Source organism: Nitratireductor kimnyeongensis (genome assembly GCF_019891395.1).
Taxonomy (GTDB): Bacteria; Pseudomonadota; Alphaproteobacteria; order Rhizobiales; family Rhizobiaceae; genus Nitratireductor; species Nitratireductor kimnyeongensis.
Window position 1 is genome coordinate 2,079,387 of sequence record NZ_CP078143.1, and the last position, 24,976, is coordinate 2,104,362.

At 61.5% G+C, this 24,976-nt stretch carries 24 protein-coding genes and 1 other RNA gene; 12 read left to right on the plus strand and 13 right to left on the minus strand.

Features of this window, described 5'->3' with window-relative positions:
• Nucleotide 1 precedes the first annotated feature (1 nt).
• Both nudC and KW403_RS09880 read right to left on the minus strand, forming a co-directional pair.
• Nucleotides 2–946, minus strand: a complete 945-nt coding sequence (nudC, locus tag KW403_RS09875) for an NAD(+) diphosphatase (RefSeq protein ID WP_223019331.1) — start codon at nucleotides 944–946, stop codon at nucleotides 2–4.
• Between the two features lie 31 nt (nucleotides 947–977).
• Nucleotides 978–1,397: an HIT domain-containing protein gene (locus KW403_RS09880; protein WP_223019332.1), complete on the minus strand. Its 420-nt coding sequence runs from the start codon at nucleotides 1,395–1,397 to the stop codon at nucleotides 978–980.
• A 130-nt stretch (nucleotides 1,398–1,527) separates the two neighbouring features.
• On the opposite strand from KW403_RS09880, the gene ffs reads away from it, so the two are divergent.
• The 5 genes from ffs (at nucleotide 1,528) to KW403_RS09905 (ending at nucleotide 5,847) form a co-directional block, all read left to right on the plus strand.
• Nucleotides 1,528–1,624: signal recognition particle sRNA small type (gene ffs / locus KW403_RS09885), an RNA gene on the plus strand.
• A 127-nt stretch (nucleotides 1,625–1,751) separates the two neighbouring features.
• A complete protein-coding gene (locus KW403_RS09890; protein WP_223019333.1) occupies nucleotides 1,752–3,602 on the plus strand; it encodes a DNA polymerase III subunit gamma/tau in 1,851 nt (616 codons plus the stop codon).
• Between the two features lie 17 nt (nucleotides 3,603–3,619).
• Nucleotides 3,620–3,943 (plus strand): YbaB/EbfC family nucleoid-associated protein, encoded by a 324-nt coding sequence (locus KW403_RS09895; protein WP_223019334.1) that lies wholly within the window; start codon nucleotides 3,620–3,622, stop codon nucleotides 3,941–3,943.
• 48 nt (nucleotides 3,944–3,991) lie between these two features.
• A complete protein-coding gene (gene recR, locus KW403_RS09900; protein ID WP_223019335.1) occupies nucleotides 3,992–4,597 on the plus strand; it encodes a recombination mediator RecR in 606 nt (201 codons plus the stop codon).
• A gap of 59 nt (nucleotides 4,598–4,656) precedes the next feature.
• Nucleotides 4,657–5,847: a lytic murein transglycosylase gene (locus KW403_RS09905; protein WP_223022511.1), complete on the plus strand. Its 1,191-nt coding sequence runs from the start codon at nucleotides 4,657–4,659 to the stop codon at nucleotides 5,845–5,847.
• 518 nt (nucleotides 5,848–6,365) lie between these two features.
• Here KW403_RS09905 and KW403_RS09910 read toward each other — a convergent pair.
• Nucleotides 6,366–7,055, minus strand: a complete 690-nt coding sequence (locus KW403_RS09910) for a GntR family transcriptional regulator (RefSeq protein ID WP_223019336.1) — start codon at nucleotides 7,053–7,055, stop codon at nucleotides 6,366–6,368.
• Between the two features lie 313 nt (nucleotides 7,056–7,368).
• Here KW403_RS09910 and KW403_RS09915 point away from each other — a divergent pair, with 313 nt between their 5' ends.
• From KW403_RS09915 to KW403_RS09940, 6 genes are all read left to right on the plus strand, one after another.
• The gene (locus tag KW403_RS09915; RefSeq protein ID WP_223019337.1) at nucleotides 7,369–8,826 is read left to right on the plus strand and encodes an aldehyde dehydrogenase family protein; all 1,458 of its coding nucleotides are present in this window, start codon (nucleotides 7,369–7,371) and stop codon (nucleotides 8,824–8,826) included.
• A 15-nt stretch (nucleotides 8,827–8,841) separates the two neighbouring features.
• Nucleotides 8,842–10,104 (plus strand): NAD(P)/FAD-dependent oxidoreductase, encoded by a 1,263-nt coding sequence (locus KW403_RS09920; protein ID WP_223019338.1) that lies wholly within the window; start codon nucleotides 8,842–8,844, stop codon nucleotides 10,102–10,104.
• A 12-nt stretch (nucleotides 10,105–10,116) separates the two neighbouring features.
• Nucleotides 10,117–11,118: a 4-hydroxyproline epimerase gene (locus tag KW403_RS09925; RefSeq protein WP_223019339.1), complete on the plus strand. Its 1,002-nt coding sequence runs from the start codon at nucleotides 10,117–10,119 to the stop codon at nucleotides 11,116–11,118.
• A gap of 9 nt (nucleotides 11,119–11,127) precedes the next feature.
• On the plus strand, nucleotides 11,128–12,240 hold the full coding sequence (locus KW403_RS09930) for a cis-3-hydroxy-L-proline dehydratase (protein ID WP_223019340.1): 1,113 nt from the start codon (nucleotides 11,128–11,130) through the stop codon (nucleotides 12,238–12,240).
• Nucleotides 12,241–12,243: 3 nt separating this feature from the next.
• On the plus strand, nucleotides 12,244–13,272 hold the full coding sequence (locus tag KW403_RS09935) for a trans-3-hydroxy-L-proline dehydratase (protein ID WP_223019341.1): 1,029 nt from the start codon (nucleotides 12,244–12,246) through the stop codon (nucleotides 13,270–13,272).
• Nucleotides 13,273–13,392: 120 nt separating this feature from the next.
• The gene (locus KW403_RS09940) at nucleotides 13,393–13,596 is read left to right on the plus strand and encodes a hypothetical protein (protein ID WP_223019342.1); all 204 of its coding nucleotides are present in this window, start codon (nucleotides 13,393–13,395) and stop codon (nucleotides 13,594–13,596) included.
• Nucleotides 13,597–13,702: 106 nt separating this feature from the next.
• Here the strand turns inward: KW403_RS09940 and rpsU are convergent, their stop codons facing one another.
• From rpsU to cysG, 6 genes are all read right to left on the minus strand, one after another.
• The gene (gene rpsU, locus KW403_RS09945) at nucleotides 13,703–13,930 is read right to left on the minus strand and encodes a 30S ribosomal protein S21 (RefSeq protein WP_007010888.1); all 228 of its coding nucleotides are present in this window, start codon (nucleotides 13,928–13,930) and stop codon (nucleotides 13,703–13,705) included.
• Nucleotides 13,931–14,224: 294 nt separating this feature from the next.
• Nucleotides 14,225–14,746 (minus strand): DUF934 domain-containing protein, encoded by a 522-nt coding sequence (locus KW403_RS09950; protein ID WP_223019343.1) that lies wholly within the window; start codon nucleotides 14,744–14,746, stop codon nucleotides 14,225–14,227.
• 10 nt (nucleotides 14,747–14,756) lie between these two features.
• Nucleotides 14,757–15,521, minus strand: a complete 765-nt coding sequence (locus KW403_RS09955) for a phosphoadenylyl-sulfate reductase (RefSeq protein ID WP_223019344.1) — start codon at nucleotides 15,519–15,521, stop codon at nucleotides 14,757–14,759.
• Nucleotides 15,496–17,166, minus strand: coding sequence for a nitrite/sulfite reductase (locus KW403_RS09960; protein WP_223019345.1), 1,671 nt, complete (start codon nucleotides 17,164–17,166; stop codon nucleotides 15,496–15,498). The genes KW403_RS09955 and KW403_RS09960 overlap by 26 nt, the downstream gene beginning before the upstream one ends.
• A gap of 16 nt (nucleotides 17,167–17,182) precedes the next feature.
• Nucleotides 17,183–17,491, minus strand: coding sequence for a DUF2849 domain-containing protein (locus KW403_RS09965; protein ID WP_223019346.1), 309 nt, complete (start codon nucleotides 17,489–17,491; stop codon nucleotides 17,183–17,185).
• Nucleotides 17,491–18,918 (minus strand): siroheme synthase CysG, encoded by a 1,428-nt coding sequence (gene cysG / locus KW403_RS09970; protein WP_223019347.1) that lies wholly within the window; start codon nucleotides 18,916–18,918, stop codon nucleotides 17,491–17,493. The genes KW403_RS09965 and cysG overlap by 1 nt, the downstream gene beginning before the upstream one ends.
• 226 nt (nucleotides 18,919–19,144) lie before the next feature.
• Between cysG and KW403_RS09975 the strand changes: the two genes are divergently transcribed.
• The gene (locus tag KW403_RS09975; protein WP_223019348.1) at nucleotides 19,145–19,591 is read left to right on the plus strand and encodes a baeRF12 domain-containing protein; all 447 of its coding nucleotides are present in this window, start codon (nucleotides 19,145–19,147) and stop codon (nucleotides 19,589–19,591) included.
• A 92-nt stretch (nucleotides 19,592–19,683) separates the two neighbouring features.
• Here KW403_RS09975 and KW403_RS09980 read toward each other — a convergent pair whose 3' ends face one another.
• From KW403_RS09980 to KW403_RS09995, 4 genes are all read right to left on the minus strand, one after another.
• A complete protein-coding gene (locus KW403_RS09980; RefSeq protein WP_223019349.1) occupies nucleotides 19,684–20,427 on the minus strand; it encodes an SDR family NAD(P)-dependent oxidoreductase in 744 nt (247 codons plus the stop codon).
• 75 nt (nucleotides 20,428–20,502) lie between these two features.
• A complete protein-coding gene (locus tag KW403_RS09985) occupies nucleotides 20,503–22,734 on the minus strand; it encodes a transglycosylase domain-containing protein (protein ID WP_223019350.1) in 2,232 nt (743 codons plus the stop codon).
• A 110-nt stretch (nucleotides 22,735–22,844) separates the two neighbouring features.
• Nucleotides 22,845–23,462: a ribonuclease D gene (locus KW403_RS09990; RefSeq protein ID WP_223019351.1), complete on the minus strand. Its 618-nt coding sequence runs from the start codon at nucleotides 23,460–23,462 to the stop codon at nucleotides 22,845–22,847.
• A gap of 15 nt (nucleotides 23,463–23,477) precedes the next feature.
• A complete protein-coding gene (locus KW403_RS09995) occupies nucleotides 23,478–24,860 on the minus strand; it encodes a dipeptidase (protein WP_223019352.1) in 1,383 nt (460 codons plus the stop codon).
• Nucleotides 24,861–24,976 lie beyond the last annotated feature (116 nt).

Sequence of the window (24,976 nt, forward strand, 5' to 3'; positions counted from 1 at the left end):
CTTATGAAGCAAACACCCAGTCGCGTATGAGTGTGTTGGCTATGGCGCCCGTGGGCGGCACGCGGTAGCCCTCCGGATGCTTGTCGTCCAGCATGAGCCGGGCCTCCTCGCGGGAAAACCAGCGGCATGCCTCCAGTTCGTTTTCGTCCATAGTGACCGCCTCGGTCTCGGCCTTTCCATAACAGCCGATCATGAGCGAATAGGGAAACGGCCAGGGCTGGCTGGCATGGTAGGCGACAGAGCCCACAGTTATGCCGGCCTCTTCCTGCGTTTCGCGTCGCACCGCAGCCTCGATTGTCTCGCCGGGTTCCACAAATCCCGCAAGACAGGAAACCATGCCCGGTGCGAAATGAGGGCTGCGGCCCAAAAGGCAATGCTCACCGCGCACGGCAAGCATGATCACCACCGGATCGGTGCGCGGAAAATGATCGCGACCGCAAGACGGGCAGTGCCGTTTGTAACCACCGTCGCGCATTTCCGTCTCATTGCCGCAGCGACCGCAGAACCGGTGGCTGTCGTGCCACGCAAGAAGCGCCGCTCCCTGTGCCATCGCGCCAAGTTGAGACGGCTCCAGAAGTCCCTGCATATAGATGGAACGATAGTCGAATGCCTTGAGAGGCTCAGGCAGGGTTTCGATATCTGCCGTCGAGGGTACGGCCAGGACGGGTCTCCCAGCCTCGTGGCCCAGCAGTACCGTCTGTTCGAGGTCTGGTGCAAAGTTCCGGGCATCGTGCAAGGTAAAATAGGGGTCTAACGCCTCGTCACCTTCGATACGCATAAAAAGCCGACCCTGCGCAAACAGAAGAAGACGCGCATCCGGGTTCTCCAGCGCCCGGGCGCTGGCATCGTCTGTACGGGCTTCGGCCTGGCGGTCGATGCGGTTTCCGGAAAAGGCGACGCGCTGGCTCGCCTCGTCGCGTGGGGTGTCGAAGAATGGAAAGGTCATGTAGGGCGATCTACCGGGTTTCAAAAAAAGCTCATAGCTTGCCGCGAATCGTCTCGGCGAACTGGTGCAGGTCTTCACGTCGATAAGGTTCGCGCACGCCATGTCCCCAGACAGGGCCAGGCCAGCCGGGGTCATTCTCGCTGCGCGCGACCACATGGATGTGCAACTGGCGAACCACGTTTCCAAGCGCGGCGCTGTTGATCTTCGTGCAGCCGGTCATTTCTTTCAGCATCTGTGCGACCATGTTGGTCTCGAAGCTCACCATGGCCTGATCGAGAGGGGTCAGATCATGGATCTCCTCCGCACCCGGGCGTTGCGGAACAAGAATGAGCCAGGGCCATCTTTTGTCGTCGCAAAGGCGCAGTTCACACAGGCCGAGCCACATCACATGCAGGCTTTCAGCCTCCAGCTTTGGGTCAAGCTCGAAACCCTGTTTTGCGTCCGGCAGCATCGGCTCTCCTCATTGTGCCCGTCAACGCTAGAGGGAGCCGCCGGCGCCTGCAAGCGAATGATTGGCCAAGCTCAGGAAACCGCATCTCCTCCCCTTGCATTTGTCCTCACAATTTCCGATATGGGGGCCGGGAGGTTGGTGGTGGACGCGCCACTCGCCAACCGGGTCAGGTCCGGAAGGAAGCAGCCCTAACGAGCCAGGCACGGGTCGCCGTGCCAGCCTCCCACCTTCTTCTTGCTTTCCTGGCAGCATTCACCGGATTTCAGCCTTGCCGTCCACATTGTCCATTGACGCAGAACCTTGTCCAAGGGGACACTGCCGGCGTCAGGACAAAACACGGAGCGCAAGAGGGCAATGACCGAGGCCGGCACCAAGATAAGCGACAAGGCCGGCGGCGCCTACCGGGTTCTGGCCCGCAAATACCGTCCCAGCGATTTCTCCGGCTTGATCGGCCAGGAGCCGATGGTGCGCACGCTCACCAACGCATTCAATGCCGGGCGCATCGCGCAGGCGTGGATGCTGACCGGCGTGCGCGGTGTGGGCAAGACGACGACGGCGCGCATTCTGGCGCGCGCACTCAACTACAAGACCGATTCCATTGACAAGCCGACGGTTGACCTCTCCACCGAAGGCGAGCATTGCCGCGCCATCCTCGAAGGCCGCCACGTGGACGTGGTGGAGATGGATGCCGCTTCGCATACCGGTATCGACGATATCCGCGACATCATCGACCAGGCACGTTATGCGCCGGTTTCCGCGCGCTACAAGGTGTTCATCATCGATGAGGTTCACATGCTCTCCAACCAGGCTTTCAATGGCCTGTTGAAGACGCTTGAGGAGCCGCCGCCGCATGTGAAGTTCATCTTCGCCACCACGGAAATCCGCAAGGTTCCCATCACCATCCTGTCGCGCTGCCAGCGTTTTGATCTGCGTCGTATCGATGCAGCAATGATCAAGGCTGATCTCGGCCGTATCGGCGGGTTGGAAGGTGTGGAGGCCGAAGACGAGGCTCTGGCCATGATTGCGCGCGCCTCCGAAGGCTCGATGCGCGACGCCCAGTCGATCTTCGATCAGGCGATTGCCCATTCTTCCGGCAAGGTGACTGCGGAAACCGTGCGCGACATGCTGGGCCTGGCCGATCGCAGTCGCATCATCGGCTTGTTTGACCATTTGATGAAAGGCGATGTGGCTGCCGCGCTCGCGGAATTCCGTGCGCAGTATGATGTTGGCGCCGACCCGGCGACGGTGCTCAACGATCTTGCCGAGTTCAATCATCTGGTCACTCGCCTGCGCTTTGTACCGGAAGGCGCTGATGATGCGGCACTGTCGGAGGATGAGCGCACACGCGGTCTGGAATTTTCCACAGCGCTGTCGGTGCGTGTTCTTTCCCGTACCTGGCAGATGTTGCTCAAGGGCATTCAGGAGGTGCAATCGTCCGGTCGTCCCATGGCCGCTGGCGAGATGGTGTTGATCCGCATCGCCCACGCCGCAAACCTTCCTACACTCGATGAGGCGCTGAAGCGGCTCGATGACCTGCCGGCAGGGACTGGCAGCGGGCAGGGGCAGGGGCAGCCGCCCGCGTCGGCTGGCGGAGCACCCGCCAGCAATGGCGGGGGTGGAACTATGGCCGCGGCGATTGCCACGCAGCATGCTCCGGTCTCTGGGCCCGGAGGCGGACAGACGATGCGCCTCGTACAGCCGGAACCATCATCCGCGCCAATGCAGCAGGCGGTGGTGACAGAGGTCGCTGCGCCCGATGCGGTTCCGCTCAAATCGCTTGAGGATATAGCCAAACTTGCCGATGCGAAGCGGGACATGGCCTTCAAGGTTCTGCTCAAGCGGTGCGTTCGTTTGGTATCAATCGAGCCGGGTCGCCTCGATATCAGCCTGACCGAAGATGCCCCCAAGACCGTCATGGGTGATCTCACCAACCGGCTGAAGGAGTGGACAGGCCGCCGCTGGATTGTCTCGCTGTCGAGTGAAGCTGGCGGTCCGACGCTGGCCGAGCAGGAGGAAGGGCGCCGCGAGAGCGCAATCGCCGATGCGAAAGCCGATCCGGCGGTCGCGGCGATCCTCAACAGCTTCCCCGGTGCGAAGATCATCGATATCCGCATCCCCGATGCGACCGACCCCGATACCGTTGAAGAAGCAGCAGACGCCATGGTGCCGGTTGATCCGGACGATGATGACGACGACGACTTTTAAGTGAACTGGAGACCACAATGCGCGATCTGATGGGCCTTATGGGCAAAGCCAAGGAAATGCAGGCGAAGTTTCAGGCCATGCAGGAAGAAATGGCGGAGATGGAGATCGACGGCCAGGCCGGTGGCGGCACGGTCAAGGTGACGCTCAGCGGCAAATCAGAGATGAAGGCCCTGAAAATCGATCCGTCGCTCTTCAAGGAAGACGATGTGGAGATCCTCGAAGATCTGATCCTCGCGGCGCACAATGACGCGAAAGCGAAGCTCGAGGCAGCCATTCAGGAAAAGACCCAGGAGATGACCGCCGGCCTGCCGATCCCACCCGGCATGAAGCTGCCTTTCTAGCGGTATTAATGGCCGGGCTGTTTTTGGCCATCTGTGGGCGGAGCATTCATGTCAAAATCAATCGCCGGACCTGAAATCGAACGTCTGATCCAGCTTCTGGCCCGCGTGCCGGGGCTCGGGCCGCGCTCGGCCCGGCGGGCGGCCCTGCATCTGATCAAGAAGAAGGATCAGCTCTTCGCTCCACTCACGGCGGCCATGGCCGAGGCGGTCGACAAGGTGCGGGTCTGCGCCACCTGCGGCAATGTGGACACCAGCGATCCCTGCACGCTTTGCACCGATCCGCGCCGCGACGGCAGCACCATCATCGTGGTGGAAGACGTCTCCGATCTTTGGGCGCTGGAGCGCGCCGGCGCAATGAATGCGCGCTACCACGTGCTGGGCGGCACGCTCTCGCCACTCGATGGCGTGGGCCCCGATGATCTCAACATCAAGGGACTGGTCAGCCGAGTGGCCGAAGGCGGCGTGGTGGAGCTGATCCTGGCCGTCAACGCCACGGTCGAAGGCCAGACCACCGCTCATTACATCACCGATCAGGTGGTGGGGATGGAGGTCAAAGTCACGCGCCTTGCTCATGGGGTGCCGGTCGGTGGCGAACTCGACTATCTGGATGAGGGAACGCTTTCGGCAGCCCTGAAGTCGCGAACGAGTTTTTGATCAACGGGAGAAACGCCTTGAGATTTTGTCACGCGATCCGCCTCACCACCCTCCTGTTCATGAGTCTGATCGCCCTGCCAGCCTTCGCGCAATCCATCGAAGGGCAGTTCCGCACTTGGTTGACCTCCGATCTCTGGCCCGAGGCGCAGCGTCGCGGTATCTCCTCCACCACGTTCAATGCGGCCTTTGCAGACGTCGCGCCCAATCTGAAACTGCCTGATCTCGTCCTGCCGGGGGAAAGCAAGCCACGGAGCGACACCCAGCATCAGGCCGAGTTCCGAGCACCATCCGCCTATTTCCAGCATATCGGCGGGGTGGTTTCGGGCGGTCGATCCCGCGCGGGCCAGCTTTCCAGCGTTCTGGCTGCAATCGAGAAACGCTACGGCGTCTCACGCGGCATCGTACTGGCGATCTGGGGCCGTGAATCCGGCTTCGGGCGCGCAAAAATCCCCTATGACGCTTTTGAAGTGCTCAGCACCAAGGCCTTTCTGGCCACCCGCAAGGAGATGTTTCGCGAAGAGGTTCTGGCGGCACTCGAAATGGTCGAGCGTCGTGGTGTGTCTCCACGCGCCATGCGCTCCTCCTGGGCCGGTGCGATGGGGCAACCCCAATTCATGCCGACGTCCTATCTGAAATACGCGGTGGATGGCGATGGCGATGGCACGGCCGACATCTGGAGTTCCGAAGCCGACACGCTGGCCTCCATTGCCAATTATCTGGCGCAACATGGCTGGGTGCGCGGGCGCGACTGGGGATTCGAAGTCACCGTTCCGCAGACGATTTCTTGTGCGCTGGAAGGTCCCGACCAGGGAAAGCGCATCGCGGATTGGCAGGCGCTCGGCGTTCGCCGGGTCGGCGGCAAGGCGTTTCCAGAGCACGAGTTGAGAAGCGAGGGCTATCTCATGATGCCCGCTGGCCGATTTGGTCCGGCCTTCATCGTCACGCCGAATTTCTATCGCCTCAAGGATTACAATGAGAGCGATCTCTATGCGCTCTTCGTAGGCCATGCGGGTGACCGCATCATGTATGGAAACAGCGAATTCGCTACATCATGGGGCCGGGTTGGCGGGTTCAATCGCGGTGATGTTGCAGCCATGCAGCGCGGGCTCGAAAAGCTCGGCTATGATGTCGGCGGTGCAGACGGCTTGGTCGGGTTCAAGACACGCCGGTCGATCGGCGACTGGCAATCGAAGAACGGTTTCGCGCCCACCTGCTTTCCCGCTGGCGATACCGTTGGCCGCCTTCGCTGATCCCGAATCTCCTGTTTACGAATATTGGACGACGGACTGGAAGCTGTTTGCAAATCAGCTAATCTCTCTTCGGGGACGGAGCGGAATTTCCGCACGACTGTTGGAGAGGGCAGAGTGATGATTATTGCGAAGTTGATTTCCCGATTCGGCGCGCTTGCAGGCGCTGCGATCATTTTGGCGAGTTGCACGGTTGTGGTCGAGGAAGGACCAGATCGGCCCCGCCCGCCACGGCCGGATCGTCCGCAGATGTGCACGATGGAGTACAAGCCCGTTTGTGCGAAACGCGGTGGACAGCAGCGCACCTTCGGCAACGCCTGCTCCGCAAGGGCGCAAGGGTACAGGGTTGTGCAGCCGGGAACCTGCAGTGCCCAGTCGAACCGCCCGGGTCAGGGTCGTCCGCAGGCATGTACCCGAGAATTCAAGCCCGTCTGTGCACGCAAGGGTGGCGAGCGCCGCACCTTCGGCAATTCCTGCACCGCACGCGCCGCAGGATTCCGGGTTATCAGCCCCGGCTCTTGCTAGGGCGCCGACGCCGAACCGGTCGGGATGCGCCGCTGCTCCAGGATGGCAAGCAGCGAACGGCCGGCATCGAGGATATGGGCGCGGGTGAGGTCGGCTGCCTCGTCCGCGTTGCCTCTTTCGCAGGCCTCGAAAATGGCAAGATGTTCGCGGTTTGCACGCTCCACTCCATCCGTGAGCGTGAGCTGCGCGCGCAGATAGCGATCGACCCGGTCAAGTGATGAGCGGATAATCTGGAGGTGGTAGGGACGGTCGGCTGCTTCATAAAGGCTATAGTGAAAGTTTCGGTTTGCCTCGCCCCAGCCGCCCGGGTCTGACGTGGCTGCGAAGGTTTCCAGGTTCGAGCGCGCCGCGCTCAGTTGCTCGTCTGTGAGATGGGGCACAGCGAGGCGGATCATCTCGCTCTCCAGCAGAGCACGAAACTCGAAAATCTCCTCGATCTCCACGGTCGAAAGAGCTGCCACGACAGTACCCTTGTAGCGCTGAGTGGTCACCAGCCCGTCCTGTTCCAGCCGCTGGAGAGCCTCTCGCACGGGAATGCGGCTGGTGTTGAACATCTGCGCGATATGGTCCTGACGCAGATGTTCACCCTCCGCCAGTTCGCCCTCGATGATGGCTTTGCGCAGTGCTTCAAAGACCAGATCGGTGGCCGACGCTGTCTGTCTTATATCAACGCTTTCCAGCTTCATCGTTTCAATCCCGCTTGCGCCCAATTGGATTTCTCATGGCTGTGTACACCAGCTCTGGCGACACGCAACATTCGTTCTCCGGTGCCGATTTTATGATTGTATATTGGATCCGATATGAGTTAAAGACTCCGATACGATGTCTGATGAGCTTTCCATGGTCGTTCGACCCGGCGGGCCGAGAGACGTCTTATGTGCAAATGGCAGTCTGGCATAACGAACCATCGCATGACTGGCAGACCGCGTGTGCGCTAGGCTACCCGTGGACTAGAGACGGCCAAACTGAAAACAGATTGAATTCGGGGGTAATCCGCCAATGGCACTCAGCGAAACAGGCACCAACCATTTCAAAAATTACATTGCCGGCGAGTGGATCGAAGGCGACAGCCAGGTCGAAAACATAAACCCGTCCGATACGCGCGATATAGTTGGTCTGGCAGCCCGTTCGGGCACTGCCGATCTCGACCGCGCCATCGATGCGGCACATGATGCGGCCGCGGGCTGGGCGCGCTCCACTCCGCAGCAGCGCTTTGATGTGCTCGACGCAGTGGGCAGCGAGATCATTGCCCGCAAGGACGAACTTGGCCGGCTTCTCTCCCGCGAGGAAGGCAAGACGCTGGCGGAAGGCATCGGCGAGGTTGTCCGCGCCGGTCAGGTGTTCAAGTTCTTCGCAGGCGAAGCGGTTCGCCTGCCGGGCGAGCGTCTCGATTCCATCCGTCCCGGCGTCGAGGTGGACATGCGGCGCGAGCCCATGGGCGTGATCGGCATGATCACCCCGTGGAACTTCCCCATCGCCATCCCGGCGTGGAAGATTGCCCCCGCGCTCGCCTATGGCAATGCGGTCGTGTTGAAGCCCGCAGAGCTGGTGCCCGGGTCTGCCTGGGCGTTGACGGAAATCCTGTCGCGCGCCGGCCTGCCTGAAGGCGTGTTCAATCTGGTTGCGGGCCGCGGTTCCGAGCTTGGCCCGCGCATGATCGAAAACCCGAAGGTCCGCGCAATCTCCTTCACCGGTTCCGTGCCCACCGGTCGCGGCATCGCGGCCGCCTGTGGGCAGCATTTGAAAAAGGTTCAGCTTGAAATGGGCGGCAAGAACCCGCTGGTGGTTCTGGATGATGCCGATCTCGACGTGGCAGTCGGCGCCGCACTCAACGGCGCATTCTTCTCCACCGGCCAGCGCTGCACGGCTTCCAGCCGCCTCGTCGTAGCGGAGGGCATTCACGACCGTTTCGTCTCCGCATTGACCGAAAAGCTCAAGACCCTCATCGTCGGCGATGCGCTCGACCCCAAGACCCAGATGGGCCCGGTGGTCGATGAAAAGCAGCTTGAGCAGAACCTCTCCTATGTCGAGATCGCTGGACAGGAAGGCGGAAAGCTCGCCATCGGCGGCGAACGCCTGACGCTGGAGAAGCCCGGCTTCTACATGGCGCCCGCACTCTTCACCGAAACCAGCAACGATATGCGCATCAACCGCGAAGAGGTTTTCGGTCCTGTCGCCAGCGTCATCCGTGTCAAGGATTACGAGGAGGCGTTGCACGTCGCCAACGACACGAGCTTTGGCCTCTCCTCGGGCATCTGCACCACCTCGCTCAAATATGCGAGCGATTTCAAGCAGAAGTCGCAGGCTGGCATGGTCATGGTCAATCTGCCGACCGCCGGTGTCGACTACAACGTGCCTTTCGGCGGTACCAAGGGCTCGAGCTTCGGTTCACGTGAGCAGGGACGTTACGCTGTCGAGTTCTACACGACGGTGAAAACGGCCTACACCCAGCCCTGATCTGTCGGAGGAAACATGGGCAAAACCCGGTCGGCAGAGAAGTTCGATGTCGCCATCATCGGCGGCGGCATCATCGGCATCGCCACCGCGTTCCGCCTGGCGGAGGCGGGCCTGCAGGTCACGCTCATAGAGCGCGGTGCGCCGGCCAACGCCGCCAGCCGGGGCAATGCGGGTGCGTTTGCCTTCCCCTCCATTCTCCCGCTTGCTTCGCCCGGCATTCTCTTCAAAGCACCCAAATGGCTGTTCGATCCGCTGGGGCCGCTCTCCATTCCGCCGGCGCAGTTCCCATCGGTTCTGCCATGGCTTCTGCGCTTCTTCCGCGCCTCCATGCCAGACCGCATCGAGGCCAGCACGGCAGCGCAGGCAGCCCTGAACCGGCTTTCCGAAACAGAAACCGCAAACCTCACGCGGGAAGCCGGGCTCGACCATCTGGTGCGCCACGATGGCGCTCTGGAGCTTTATGAGAGCGAGGCCTCATGGCGCGCATCATTGAAAAGCTGGGAGCGCTGTGAGAAGGCCGGCATCGAGGTGGAACATGTGGAAGGCGCGCGCCTTGCCGAATTGCAGCCCGGGCTCTCCTCGCGGCTTGTGAAGGGCGTGTTCCTGCCGCAATGGAAAACGGTCAGCGATCCGCGCGACTATGCGCTTGCCCTGCTGGAAATCGCCCGGGTACGCGGTGTTCAGTTGATCGAAGGTGCAACGGTCTCGCGTCTAACCAACGGCACAGAAGGCGTTGCTGTCACTCTTGAGGATGGCCGAACCCTCAAGGCCGGCCATGCCGTTCTCGCCGCCGGGCCGTGGTCAAACAGCCTCACTGCCCTCCTCGGCGACAAACTGCCCGTCACACCCGAACGCGGCTATAACACCACGCTGCCGCCCGGCAGTTTCGATTTGAAACGGCAGGTCATCTTTCCAGCACACGGCTTCGTGGTCACGCCGCTTGCCACTGGCATCCGTGTCGGCGGCGCGTCCGAGCTCGCCGGATTCGATGCCCCGGTCAATTACAAGCGCGCACGGTACATGCTCGACAAGGCTGCCGGCTTTCTGCCGGGGCTGAAGCGCGAAGGCGGAACGGAGTGGATGGGCTCGCGCCCCTCCATGCCGGATTCGCTTCCGGTCATCGGCCGTGCCTCCTCCAGCCCGCGCATTCTTTATGCCTTCGGCCACGGCCATCTGGGGCTCACCCAATCGGCGGCAACGGCACGGCTCATCACCGATCTGATCCTCGAGCGAAAAACACCCATCGACATATCGCCCTTCCGGCCCGACCGATTTTGACAGGAAAACACCATGGCGGTCAGCACGTTCACCTGCATTGATGGACACACATGCGGAAACCCGGTTCGGGTCGTGGCCGGCGGCGGTCCGCAGCTTCAGGGCTCCACCATGCTGGAGCGCCGCGCGCATTTTCTCTCCGAATATGACTGGATCCGCACCGGTCTGATGTTCGAGCCACGCGGCCATGACATGATGTCCGGCTCCATCCTCTATCCGCCCACGCGCGAGGATTGCGACATCGGCATCCTCTTCATCGAAACGTCGGGCTGCCTGCCCATGTGCGGGCATGGCACGATCGGTACCATCACCATCGGCATCGAAAACGGCCTCATCCGTCCGCGCGAGCCCGGTGTGGTCCGCCTTGATACCCCGGCGGGCCTTGTCGTCGCGGAATATGAGCAGAACGATCGTTTCGTGGAAAAGGTGCGCCTCACCAATGTGCCTGCCTTCGTTCATGCGACCGGACTGACAGCGGAGGTCGAGGGGCTTGGCGAAATCACGGTCGATGTCGCCTATGGCGGCAATTTCTACGCCATCGTCGAGCCGCAGGCGGCCTTCGAGGATATGGCGAACCACACGGCGGGCGAGCTCATTGGCTGGAGCCCAAAACTGCGCGCTGCCCTCAACGCCAAATACGAATTCGTCCACCCTGAAAAGCCCGACATCAAGGACCTGAGCCACATTCTGTGGACCGGCAAGCCCACCCGGCCTGAAGTGCATGCGCGCAACGCCGTTTTCTATGGCGACAAGGCCATCGACCGCTCGCCCTGCGGCACAGGCACCTCGGCGCGCATGGCGCATTGGCATGCGAAAGGGCTCCTGAAACCCGGCGACGATTTCGTCCACGAAAGCATCATCGGCTCCATGTTCGAAGGCCGTGTGGAGGCCGAAACGCAGGTTGCTAGCAAACCCGCCATCGTGCCTTCGGTCGCCGGCTGGGCGCGCGTCACGGGCTACAACACGATCATGATCGACGACCGCGATCCCTATGCCCATGGCTTTGTTGTCGTTTGAGGAGAGACCATGAACATCACAGCTATCCGCGTCCATCAGGTCGACCTGCCGCTAAAGGAAGGGCGCTACTCATGGTCGAATGGAAACTTCGTCGAAGTCTTCGATTCCACCGTCGTCGCCATCGAGACGGATACGGGCCTCACCGGCTATGCCGAATGCTGTCCGCTGGGTTCGGCCTATCTGCCGTCCTATGCGCGCGGTGTGCGGGCTGGCCTTGAGGAGATCGCGCCAAAGCTGATCGGCCTCGACCCCAGCAATCTCGGTCTCGTCAACCGAACGATGGATGCCGCGCTCAACGGGCATCCCTATGTGAAAGCGCCGCTCGACATCGCCTGTTGGGATCTTCTCGGCAAAGCAAGTGGCCTGCCGCTGGTCACGCTTCTGGGCGGCCATGCACAGGACGAAGTGCGCCTCTATCGCGCCATCTCGCAGGAAGATCCGGAAACGATGGCGAAGAAGATCGCCGGCTACAAGGCCGAGGGCTACACCAAGTTCCAGCTCAAGGTCGGCGGCAATGCGGATGACGACATTGCCCGAATCCGCGCCTGCCGCGAAATCCTGGACGATACGGACATTCTCGTGGCCGACGCCAACACCGGCTGGACTCGCCATGAGGCAGCACGCGTGGTCGATGCGGTGGCCGATCTCGATGTTTATATCGAGCAGCCATGCCCCACCTATGATGAATGCCTGTCGATCCGCCGCCGCACGGCAAAGCCTTTCGTGATGGATGAAAACATCACCGGCCTGGATATGCTCGTGCGCGGTCTGGCCGACGACGCATTCGACGTCATCAACCTGAAAATCTCCAAGGTCGGCGGCCTCTCGAAGGCGCGCACCATGCGCGATGTGTGTCTCGCACACGGCATCCCCATGACCATCGAAGACACATGGGGCGGTGACATCGTCACCGCCGCAATAGCGCATCTTGCGCAGTCCACGCCGTCCGACTTCGTCTTTTCGGCAACGGATTTCAACTCCTACGGCACCAAAACCATCGCCGCCAATGCACCGAACCGCGTCAATGGTGGCATGAAAGCGCCGTCAGGGTTGGGTCTTGGCATCGAGCCTGATTTCGAAACGCTTGGCGCACCGGTTCTGTCGTTTGGAAAAGGCGCCTGAGTCGTGCGTTCCAGCCGGGCAATCCACATCGTTTCCTGTCATGCCGAGGGCGAGGTCGGCGACGTGATTGTCGGCGGCGTGCTCCCTCCGCCCGGGGATACGCTGTGGGATCAGCGCAATTTCATCGCCCGCGATGAAAAACTGCGCAATTTCGTGCTCAATGAACCGCGCGGTGGTGTCTTCCGGCATGTCAATCTTCTCGTTCCGCCGAAGAACCCGGCAGCGGATATGGGCTTCATCATCATGGAGCCGGAAGACACGCCGCCCATATCCGGTTCCAACTCCATCTGTGTTGCCACCGTGCTGCTCGATACGGGCATCGTGCTCATGACAGAGCCCGAGACAAATCTCGTTCTGGAAGCGCCAGGCGGTCTGGTCCAGGTTGTCGCCGAATGCCGCAATGGCAAGGCCGAGCGCATTCGTGTCACCAACGTCCCCTCCTTCGCAGACCGTCTCGACGCGCCCCTGGAGGTTGCCGGGCTCGGCACGATCACGGTCGATACCGCCTATGGCGGTGACAGTTTCGTGATCGCCGATGCCGCCGCACTCGGCTTTTCCGTCAGGCCGGATGAAGCCCGCGATCTGGCCGAAACCGGCGCGAAGATCACAAGGGCTGCCAATGAGCAGCTTGGCTTCACCCATCCCGACAACCCGGAATGGGATCACATCTCCTTCTGCCAGCTCACCCTTCCGGTGGAGGAAACCGCGGAGGGGCTGATCGGCCGCAACACGGTCGTCATCCGCCCGGCCAAGCTCGACCGGTCGCCGACCGGCACCGGATGCTCCGCGCGTATGGCTGTGTTGCATGCGCGCGGACGCATGAAGACAGGGGATCGCTTCACGGGCGTGTCGGTGCTGGGCTCGCGTTTTGACTGCCGCATCGTGAGCGAAACTTTTTCAGGAGATAAGCCGGCTATCATACCGGAGATTGCCGGGCGGGGGTGGGTCACCGGCACGCATCAACTGATGCTCGACCCGTCCGATCCATGGCCTGAAGGGTATCGAATCTCGGACACCTGGGTCGATATCTAAAATTTTATGAAAAGTTTACCCTGTTATCCGAAGATGGCCGAAGTGCCTCATTTCTCGGAACAAATCCTTATCTGGCGGTTTAACTCCATAAGTGCGATTTGAAACGATTGAGTAAACACTATGACGCGACACGAAAAACGACAGGAGCGGCAGAGCGACGCAAATCGCGCTGACACTGCGCGCAGTGTCAGACAGCGTCTTGGCCATCCCGAAAACGCGCGGTTTCTGAGCAGGATGCCGCACTTCTCTCTGGATACCGACATGCCTGAAGAGTTTCACGACCTTCTCGGCAAGCTGGATGAAGCCGAGCGACGCGCTGGCTGATCCTTTTCAGATTTGAAACCGTGAATCAAAACAGGGACGGGGCCTAAGCCGCACCGTCCCTGTTTTCAAATCCGATAAAACCGGGGCAACCCCAGTTCGACAGCCCTCAGGCTGCGCGGCGCTTCTTCGGCAGAAGGCCTTCGCGCTGGGCCTGTTTACGGGCCAGCTTGCGTGCGCGGCGGACAGCTTCGGCACGTTGACGTGCGCGCTTTTCCGATGGCTTTTCATAAGAACGGCGGGACTTCATCTCCCGGAAAACACCCTCGCGCTGCATCTTCTTCTTGAGCACTTTAAGGGCCTGATCGACATTGTTGTCGCGAACGATAACCTGCAATGGACTTCCTTCTTCAGTTGGCGTTTCAGTGGTTGAGCATGGCCAAGGCGCTGGAAAGCGCGAAGAGCAGCTCTCGATCAATCTTATTCTACATCGGTGCAAGGGCCTGGCGTCAGCCGGCGCAAAGATGCAAAGGCGCCCAAGCAAGGGGCGACTCAAGATGGGGCGCACCATAACAGAAGTTGCGCGGAATGCACCCCTTGGCTCTGATATAGGTCAGAAGCTGGGGATTTCGAGATGAAATGACGCAGAATGGCGTCTCAAATCTGCAATTTTCTCAGTTTCTCTCGAAAATCAGGCGGAAATACGCCTCCACGCATAGGATGCAGGGGCGGCCGCTGCCTTCGCTGCCGGCTGATAGTAAAGCGGGATACCCGCTTCTTTTCCAGCCTCCAGTTGGCTGATTGTGAAAGGATTGACGATCTCGAGCGTCGAGAACCCGACCCGGAACATATGGGCGACCTGGTCGATCAACACGTCCCCCGTTGCCCGGATTTCCCCGCGATACCCGTGGCGGGTGCGCAGCAGTTCTGCCTTGGAATAGCTGCGCCCGTCGGCAAAGGCGGGGAACGACAGTGCCACCAGCGGAAGGCGCTCAAGATGCGGCAAGAGAAGATCCAGCGCTTCGCCCGGCTGCAGTTCGACGCCGATTTGCTCTGTGGCACCCTCGCGCGTGTTTTCCTTGAGTTCAAGATATGCAGCCAGCGGCAGGATAACATGCTCGTCGTCCGCCGGTGCCAAGGCCTCTTCACGTTTCTGCCAGATGTTCTTGCGAAATGCCCCGCCATCCCAGAGCTTTGGCTGCGTTCCGTTCATGAAGCCGTTCCTAACGTGACGGAGAGAGCGCGGCCTCGAGGCCGGGCAGGTGAATACCGCATTCGATCTTGGTTTGCCCCGCCCAGCGCCCCGCACGCGGGTCTTCTCCCGGGCTGACCGGGCTGGTGCATGGAAAACAGCCGATGGAAAGATAGCCGAAAGCCACCAGCGGGTTCTGGCGCAGCTGATTCTGGCGCATGTAGTTGGCCTGATCCTCGGTGGTCCACCGGGCCAGAGGGTTCACGCGAATCCGCGGTCCCACCGCCTCGAACACGGGCATCTGGGCACGGGTCGCAGCCTGAGCGCGCTTCCGGCCGGTAAACCACGCACGATAAGGCTCGACCGCACGTGCCATCGGTTCCACCTTGCGGATATCGCAGCAGAGATCCGTATCGCGTTGGTGAAGGGTCCCATCCGGATCCTGCTCGGCGAGCGCCTTGGCGCGCGGAGCGACGATCTTGAGATTGGTCAGCCCGAGGTCGGCGACGAGCTGATCACGATAGTCCAGCGTTTCACCGAAATGCTGGCCCGTGTCCAGAAACGCCACCGGAATCCCCGGATCGACTTTCGCGATCAGATGCAGCAAGGCGGCCGAATCCGCCCCGAAGGAAGACGTCGCTCCGATGCCGCCCGCATCCCGAAACAGATCGATCGCGACGGCGATGATTTCTTCGGCAGGAAGATAGCCGTACCGATCATTCAGCGCGATAGCGAGTTCGGTCGCATCGCCACTGGCGGCGAAATCGCGATCAAGCTGCCTTGGCGTCGTGGCCATAAAGGGCCTCCTTGAATGGTGCGGGGCCAAGCCTGCGATAGGCGTCGAGGAAACTCTCATTGCTGTTTTCGCGTCGTGCGAGATAGGTGTCGACAATCGTCTCCACCGCGTCGGTAATCTCGTCGGGCGCAAAGCCGCGCCCGATGATCTCGCCAATGGTCGAGCCTTCACGCGCCGAACCGCCAAGGGTTACCTGGTAGAGCTCCGTACCCTTCTTCTCGACACCGAGAATGCCGATATGGCCGACATGGTGATGCCCGCAGGCATTGATGCAGCCGGATATCTTGATCTGCAGATCCCCGATCTCGTCCTGCCGGGCCTGAGAGGCAAACCGTTCGGAAATTTCCTGCGCCACCGGAATGGAGCGGGCATTGGCCAGCGCGCAATAATCGAGCCCGGGGCAGGCGATGATGTCGGTGATCAGCCCGGCATTGGAGGTCGCCAGTCCGATCTCGACAAGCGCCGCATGCACCGCCGGCAGGTCGGCCCGCGCCACATGCGGCAGGATCAGGTTCTGCTCGTGGCTGACGCGGATTTCATCATTGCCATATTGCTCTGCGAGGTCGGCAATCGCATCCATCTGCGCATCGGTCGCATCTCCCGGTACCTCTCCGATGCCCTTCAGCGAAACGGTCACCGAGGCATAGTCGGCGTTGCGGTGCGTGTGCGCGTTGCGGCGCAGCCAGTCGGCGAAACCCGGATTGGCTTTCACCGCTTTGCTCACCGCCGCGTCGCCTTCCGGGCGCGCCTTCAGCTTGGGCGGAGCAAAATAGGTTTCGATGGCGCGAATGTCGGCCTCGGGCAGCTTCAGTTCGCTTTCGCGAAGCGCGTCGAACTCCCTCTCCACTTGCGCTTTCAGCTCTTCCGTGCCGGTCTCGTGCACGAGGATCTTGATCCGGGCCTTGTATTTGTTGTCGCGCCGTCCGTTCAGATTGTAGACGCGCAGGATGGCTGTCACATAGGTGAGAAGATCGCGCTCCGGCAGGAAATCGCGGATCTTCTTGGCGACCATGGGGGTGCGACCAAGACCACCACCGACAAACACGGCGAAACCCAGCTCGCCCCTGTCGTTCTTCTTCAGATGCAGACCGATATCGTGCACCTCGATCGCGGCGCGATCTCGTGCAGCCCCGGTCACGGCAATCTTGAACTTGCGCGGCAGATAGGAAAACTCCGGATGCAGCGACGACCATTGCCGCAGGATTTCCGCATAGGGGCGGGGGTCCGCCACCTCGTCCGCCGCCGCGCCTGCAAAGTGATCCGCCGTCACATTGCGGATGCAGTTTCCAGAGGTCTGGATGGCGTGCATCTCCACTTCCGCAAGCTCTTCGAGCACACGCGGAATGTCGACCAGCTTCGGCCAGTGAAACTGCAGGTTCTGGCGCGTGGTGAAATGGCCATAGCCCTTGTCATAGGTGCGCGCGATATGAGCGAGCTTGCGCATCTGCCTCGGCGAGAGGGAGCCATAGGGAATGGCGATCCGCAGCATATAGGCGTGCAGTTGCAGATAAACCCCGTTCATCAGCCGGAGTGGCTTGAACTGGTCTTCCGTCAACTCGCCCGACAGGCGGCGCTTCACCTGGTCGGTGAACTCCGCAACGCGGGCTTTCACGAAGGCTTGGTCGAATTCGTCGTAACGATACATGAAACGTGACCTGGCTTTATGCGGCGCTTAGCGCGGCGTCGCGCGCCTGCTTGCCGATCTCGGGGTGAATGGAGGGACCGCCGGCGCGAATGCGCTCGCGCAGGCGTTTGGGGAGAATGCGGCCTTCGACGATCTCCACGTCGACCAGCGTGACATCGACCACGATATTGGCTGAGAGTGCCGCGTTTCCGGCAGCGGCAATGCGGGCCTCGTCCTCAGCATCTTTCGCCACATGGGCGGCGTCGATCGTGTCGACCCAGCGGTCGCCGGCTCCCAGCCACACGGTCTCACCATCGGTCAGGCGATTGGCGGCTACAATCTTCATCACGCGCGCTCCAGCTGCTGCTTGTAAGTGGCAAGCGCTTCCGAGCGCTCGAAATTCGCACCCGCCACCGCGTCGCCGATCAGCGTCATCACGGGGCCGGTCAGTTCGTTGCAGTCGGCAAGTGAAGGCAGGTCACTCAGCGTTCCATGCAGAAGCCGTCTGTCGTCGCGGCTCGCATTCTCGATCACCGCCACGGCCGTATCAGGAGAAAGCCCCGCCTCGACAAGTCGCTCCGCTACATCTGCGGCCACCGAACGCCCCATATAGACGGCGATGGTCGCTCCGGAGACGGCGAGGCTCGCCCAGTCGGGCAGGGTGCGGCCCTTCAGGTCATGGCCGGTGGTGAACACGATCGAAGAGGCAATGCCGCGCAGGGTCAGGGGCAGCTCGAAATCGGCGGCGGCGGCGAAGGCGGCGGTCACGCCCGGCACCACTTCATAGGACACATCCGCTTCACGCAGCGCCGCCATTTCCTCGCCGGCACGCCCGAAGATCAGCGGGTCGCCGGACTTCAGCCGCACCACGCGCTTGCCGTCGCGGCCAAGCGCCACGAGAAGATCGTTGATCTCTTCCTGGCTCTTGGAGTGGCAGCCCTTGCGCTTGCCGACGGAGATGCGCTCGGCATCGCGCCGGCCCATGGCGACCACGGCCTCCGGCACCAGGGCGTCGTAAACGATGACATCCGCCTCCATCAGAAGGCGCTGCGCGCGCAGTGTCAGAAGGTCTTCCGCGCCGGGACCGGCGCCCACCAGCGCAATATGACCGGGGATATCGTCACCGGCCGCCAAAAGGCTCGAGGCATTGCGCCGGGCAGCGGCCACGTCTCCGCGCTCGACCGACCGCGCCGTGTCGCCGGTAAAGAAGGCTTTCCAGAAACGGCGGCGCGCTAGGCCGCGCGGCACCAGTCGGTCCACGGCATCGCGGTATTGGGTGGCGAGCTGGGCAAGTGCGCCAAGCGACGGGGAGAGCATCTGGTCGACGCGCGCCCGCACCATTTGCGCCAGCACGGGGCCGGCACCCTCTGTCCCGATGGCAACCGCAAGCGGCGCACGGTTCACGAGAGCCGGTGTGTAGAAATCACAAAGCTCGGGCCGGTCCACTGCGTTTACGGGGATGGAGCGAGCCCGCGCATCCGCGACAATGACGCGATCCTGCGCCTCGTCATCGGTGGCGGCGAAAACAAGCGCTGCGTTTTCGATGTAACGCGGAGCATAGGGCGCGCGGATCAGATGGGCTCCATTTTCCGCCGCCCATGCAGCGAGCGCTTTCTCGGGCGCGTCTGCAACCAGCGTGAGTGCCGCGCTCGACTGGCCCAGCAACCGCGCCTTCGCAAGCGCTTCCTCGCCATTGCCCACAATGACGACAGCGCGGTTTTCCACCCGCAGAAACACGGGGAAAGCGGCAAGCTTTTGGATCTTTGTCGTCATGGTTTGCGAGCCTTCTCGAACGATGCCCGCAATAATGGCGGTTTGCAGCGTTGCCTGAGAAGAAACACACTCGCTGCCGCATGAATGTGACAAGATTGCTTTTTCGCCGCACCGCTTCGCGGCAGGAAATCCTTCCCCGGCCCCGCGCGGATACCCATATCCACTTTGTGGAACGGGAAGCGACAGGCTGCGTTTCCTCAGAACCATAGAAGCAATGGAGATTGATATGGCTGAGTTCCGGCTCGTACATGATGCTTGGGTTGTCGTCGCCGATGGTGAAAAGGCGCTGTTTCTTCGCAATGAGGGCGACGCGACTTATCCCAATCTTCAGGTGGTACGGACGATCCACGAAGAAAATCCGCCAAGCCGTGAGCAGGGCACTGACAAGCCGGGACGCTTCAACGACGGCCACGGGGTTCACCGCAGCGCAGTGGACGAAACCGACTGGCACCGTATCGAAAAGGAGCGTTTTGCCGCTGACGTCGCCGAGCGGCTCTACAAGCTTGCCCACAAGGGCAAGTTCAGCAAGCTGGTGCTCGTCGCCCCGCCGCTGGTGCTGGGTGAGCTGCGCAAGGAGATGCACAAGGAAGTGGAAGACAAGGTGATCGGCGAGGTCGCCAAGACGCTGACCAATCACACGGTCGGCGATATCGAGAAGGTGCTGATGCAGTAGGAGACGCGGAGTGCGGCAGTGCCTGAAGACGCGCTGCCGCACGGGTCATCGAGAGGCTGACCGCAGCGAACGCAGGAGCACCGTCAGGTTCCTTAAACGTGCTGTCCGCCGTTGATATGGATTTCCGCACCAGACACGTAGGACGATTGATCCGAGCACAGGAAGTAGATCGTCTCAGCCACCTCCGATGTCTGCCCCAGCCGGCGAAGCGGGATGGTTTCGACGATCTTTTCCGTTCCGGGGGAGAGTATGGAGGTTTCGATCTCGCCCGGCGCAATGGCGTTGACGCGAATGCCGTGCGGACCGAAATCGGCCGCCATCTCGCGGGTTAGCGCCACGAGCGCCGCCTTGGAAGTGGCATAGGCGGTTCCGGCGAAAGGGTGCACGCGGCTGCCGACGATGGAGGTTACGTTCACCACAGAGCCCTTCGCGTTCCCCAACTCCTTGAAGAGTCCGCGCGCCAGCATGATCGGTGCGAAGAAATTCACCTGAAACACATCGCGCCACATATGCATGGGCGTTTCGATGGAGTTCATGCGTTTCCCGCCTTCGAGCTTGGGCGAGATGGCGGCATTGTTGACCAGCGCGTCGAGCCGTCCTCCATTGGCCTCCAGCCGATGGCGGATCTCAGCGATGGCGTTGCCCACGTCTTCCTGGTCGGAAAGATCGAGCTTGATGTGGTCTTCCGGTCCCGCGGGCCATGGGCAATCCTCGGCAAAGGCCTGTCTTGAGCAGGTGATCACCCGCCAGCCTTCCCGGGAAAAGCGCTTCACTGTCGCGTGACCAATGCCCCGGCTTGCGCCGGTCAAAACCAGTGTCTTGCGTTCGTCGGCCATGCCCTGCTCCCTGTTCCGCTCCTATGTAAGCGAGAGTGGAGGTGAATGCGATAGGCAAAAGCGGAGCGGCGGGCTCTAATTTCCCAGAATGATGTCGAGAATTGAGGTCTGCTTCTTCTGCCCGCTGCCTCCCACATCGGCAGGCGGTACAGGGCGGCGAACCGAAGCGGTGTGATCCGGATTGCCGCCGGAGGGCACCGCAACGGTTGGTGTGGGGTGCCCCTGCGGGGCCTGCGTCCCGCCACCAACGGACGCCTGCGGGACCGGCGGTGCCTGCGGTTCGCTTGTTGCAATGCCGGGCGCCGGAGCGCCAGGGCTCCAGGAGCCTGGCAACCGTTTCACTGGTCGTCCCTTTTCTGCTTCCTCCATGAAGGCTTTCCAGGCCGGAACGGGCAGGGAACTGCCGGTTGCCTTTGTCGCCTTGGAGGCATCGTTGCCAAACCAGACCCCCGTCACCAGATCGGCCGTATATCCGACGAACCAGGCATCGCGCGATTGCTGGGTGGTGCCTGTCTTGCCCGCTGCCGGGCGGCCGATGTTCGCCGCGCGCGCACTGCCATATTCCACCGTTCCCCGCATCATGGCATTCATCATGCCGATGATGTCCGCGCTCGCTACCTGCGTCAGACGCGGCCGGTCGTGCTGGTAAAGCACCTTGCCGGATGAGGTGGTGATGCGCTGTACGAAATAGACTTCAGGCCTGTACCCGCCGGTGGCGAAGGGCAGATAGGCTGCCGTCAGCTCCAGCGGGGTCACTTCAGAGGTCCCAAGTGCGATGGAGGCATTGGCTTTCAGATCGGACTCGATGCCCATCCGGTGGGCGAGCTCGACCACGGATTTGGGTCCGACTTCCATGGCGAGCTGGGCGGCGACCGAATTGAGCGAACGCGCGAGGGCTTCTGAAAGCGTCACCGGACCATAGTATTTGCCCTTGTAGTTTTCCGGCGTCCAGTTGCCGATCTTGACCGGCGCGTCATTGCGCACGCTGTCGGGCCGCCGGCCCTGTTCGAGCGCGGCCATGAAGACGAATGGCTTGAAGGCCGAGCCAGGTTGCCTGCGTGCCTCGGAAGCGCGGTCGAACTGGCTGTTGGCATAGTCATAGCCGCCCACCATCGCCCGCACCGCTCCAGTGGTGTCTATGGAAACGAGCGCGCCCTGACTGACCGCAAGTTTCCCGCCTTTCTCGTCGATCAGATTGCGGATCGTTTTCTCCGCCTGCTTCTGCAGACGCATATCGACCGTGGCTTCCACGATGATGTCGCTCTTCACGTCGCCGATGAGGCTCGGCAGTTCCTCCATCACCCGGTCGGCGAAATAATGCTCCGAACCCGTCCAGTAGGCGGCTGCGCGGGTGGCGGGCCGGCTCATGGCGGTTGTCATCTCGCTGTCGCCGATCATGCCCTGATCGCGCATGGCGGTCAGCACCACCTGCGCCCGTGTTTCGGCGGCCTGCGGGTCGCGCGCGGGCGATAGGCGCGAGGGAGCCTTCAGCAGACCAGCGAGAAGAGCGGCTTCGGAAAGCGTAACATCCCGTGCGGACTTGTTGAAATAGCGCCGCGACGCCGCCTCCACGCCATAGGCGCCCGAACCGAAATAGACACGGTTCAGATACATTTCCAGGATCTGGTCTTTGGAGTGTTTCTGCTCCAGCCAAAGCGCCAGAAGCACCTCCTGCACCTTGCGCTCTATCGTCCGGTCGGGCTTCAGAAACAGGTTCTTGGCGAGCTGTTGCGTCAGTGTGGAGCCGCCCTGTGTCAACCGTCCAGCCATCACATTCTCCGCCATGGCGCGGGCAAGGCCGATCGGATCGACACCGAAATGTGAATAGAAGCGCCGGTCCTCGATGGCGATCACGGCCTGCGGAATGAAGGGTGACATTTCGTGCAGGCCCACCGCCTCGCCACCTGTCATGCCGCGATTGGCGATCATGTCACCGTCCGCCGAGACAATCTTCACATTGGGTGGTCGGTCAGGGATTTCCCAAGTGGTCGCCGACGGCATCTTGGCACCATAGTAAGCGGTGATGCCGGCAGCGGCGATGCCGCCCCACAGGGCCAGAACGAGCGACCAGTATATGGCGGTGCGCAGGAAGCCGAAGAAGCCTCCGCCACCGCCATTCTTGCGCTGCCGGCCTGTGCGGCGAGCGCTTTTCGCTCCCCTGGCGCTTTTGCCCTTGGCAGGCTTGCGACGCTGGCGTGAAGGTACGACGCGGTCGCCGTCACCGAGTTTCAGATCGTCCCCGCTCCGGCGCGCCGCCGGCGCGTCGAAAGTCGGCTCGATCCTTCGGTTTTTCGTCCTGCGCGCCATATACTCACAAACCCCGTCAACCAGCACCCGCACCTGTCAGTGCGGGCACAGTAAGAGGCAGCGGTTTAAGGCGCAGTTAAGTCAAATTAAACAAAAGCGGCCGGAGGCGCTCAGCTATGGGCGAAAATATCCGCCTCTTCCCAGCCCATCAGGTCCAGTTTCGCCCGTGTCGGCAGAAAGCGGAAACAGGCTTCAGCTTCGCGTGTGCGCTTTTCGCGCTCAAGCCGCTCTATGAGCTTTTCGCGCAGCTGATGCAGGTACAACACGTCGGACGCCGCATACTCGAGCTGTTCGGGCGAAAGCTCTTCGGCTGCCCAATCTGATGATTGCTGTGCCTTCGAAAGCGACACGCCCAGCAATTCGTTGCACAGATCCTTCAGCCCGTGCCGATCCGTGTAAGTACGGGTGAGGCGCGAGGCGATCTTGGAGCAGAACACCGGCTCCGGCATCACGCCGAAGCTGTGATAGAGTACCGCCAGATCGAAACGCGCAAAGTGGAACAGCTTGGTGATCTTGCGGTTCTTCAATAGCGCGACAAGGTTCGGCGCCTTCTTCTGCCCGGCGTCGATTTGCACCACATCCGCGGTGCCATCGCCCGGCGAGAGCTGGACCACGCACAGCCGGTCGCGGTGGGGCTTCAGTCCCAGTGTCTCCGTGTCGATTGCGACGGCATCGACATTGTAATTGCTGAGATCGGGCAGGTCGTTCTTGTGAAATCGGATCGTCATGGTGCTCTTCCAGGCTTACGTGCTGCTCAGGGCATCGAGAATGCGGACCCAGGAGCGCTGGCCGCGATGGAATGAATTCAGGTCGTATTTCTCATTCGGAGAATGGATCCGGTCATCCTGAAGGCCGAAACCGACCAGAAGCGTTTCCATGTCGAGCATGCGGCGGAATTCGCCGGCAATCGGGATGGAACCGCCCATCGCGATCGCCACTGCGGGCTTCGGCCATTCGTCGCTCAGCGCACCCTGTGCCTTTGTTACCAACGGCATGTCGTAATCAAGCTGGAAGGCAGGCGAGCCACCATGCGGGTGGAACTCCACGCGGCAATCGTCCGGCAGGCGTTCTTCGACGAATTGGCGGAAGGCGGCACGGATCTTGTCCGGGTCCTGCTTGTGCACCAGTCGGAACGAAACCTTTGCCGAAGCCTCCGCCGGAATGACAGTCTTGAAGCCTTCGCCGGTATAGCCGCCGGTGATGCCGTTCACCTCCGCCGTCGGACGGGCCCAGACGAGTTCGAGTGCCGACCGGTCCTTCTCGCCAAACAGCTTTGAAAGACCGATTGGACCGAGGAAATTCTCGGTCGTTTCGCCGAGCCCTTCCCAGCTCTTCAGGATGTCTGCCGGCGTTTCTTCAACGCCCTCGTAAAAGCCGGGAACGGTCACGCGTCCGTTCTCGTCATGCAGGTCGCCCAGAATGCGGGCCAGAACCGTGATCGGATTGGCCGCCGCGCCGCCGAAAAAGCCCGAATGCAGGTCGCGGTCCGCCGCCTTGATGGTGATTTCCTCGCCAACAAGCCCACGCAGGCCAACGCAGACGGCGGGCGTCTCCGGATCCCACATGGCGGTGTCGCACACCAGCGCATAGTCTGCCGAAAGCTCCTCGCGATTTTCTTCCAGGAACGGACGCAGCGAGGGCGAACCGGATTCCTCTTCGCCTTCGAACAGAATGGTGATCTTGCAAGGCAGTTTGCCATGGATCCCCTTGTAAGCGCGGCAGGCTTCCACAAAGGTCATGAGCTGGCCCTTGTCATCGGAGGAGCCGCGCCCAACGATCGCCTTGCGTCCGGGCTCGATCTCTTTCACCGACGGGTCGAACGGGTCGTTGTCCCACAGGTTCAGCGGATCGACAGGCTGTACATCGTAGTGTCCGTAGAAGAGCACATGCGGCCCTTCGCCGTCGTGATGCGCGACCACCATCGGATGGCCTGCCGTGTCACGCACGCTGGCGTCGAAGCCGATTGTCTTCAGGTCTTCCACCAGCCATTCGGCAGCCTTGCGGCAATCACCGGCGAACGCCGGGTCGGTGGAGATCGATTTGATCCTCAGCAGATGAAAGAGACGCTCCAGACTCTGATCGATGGAACGATCGAGTTGATCGAGAACCGGGGCGATGTCGGACATGGAAAGCTCCTGAAGACTGTTCGGAGAAGATACTGAAGCGACCTAACACATACCGGCAGTGATGAGGAAAGGAAAAAGGGCCGCACGGGCGGCCCTTCGGATTGGTCCAGTCGAAC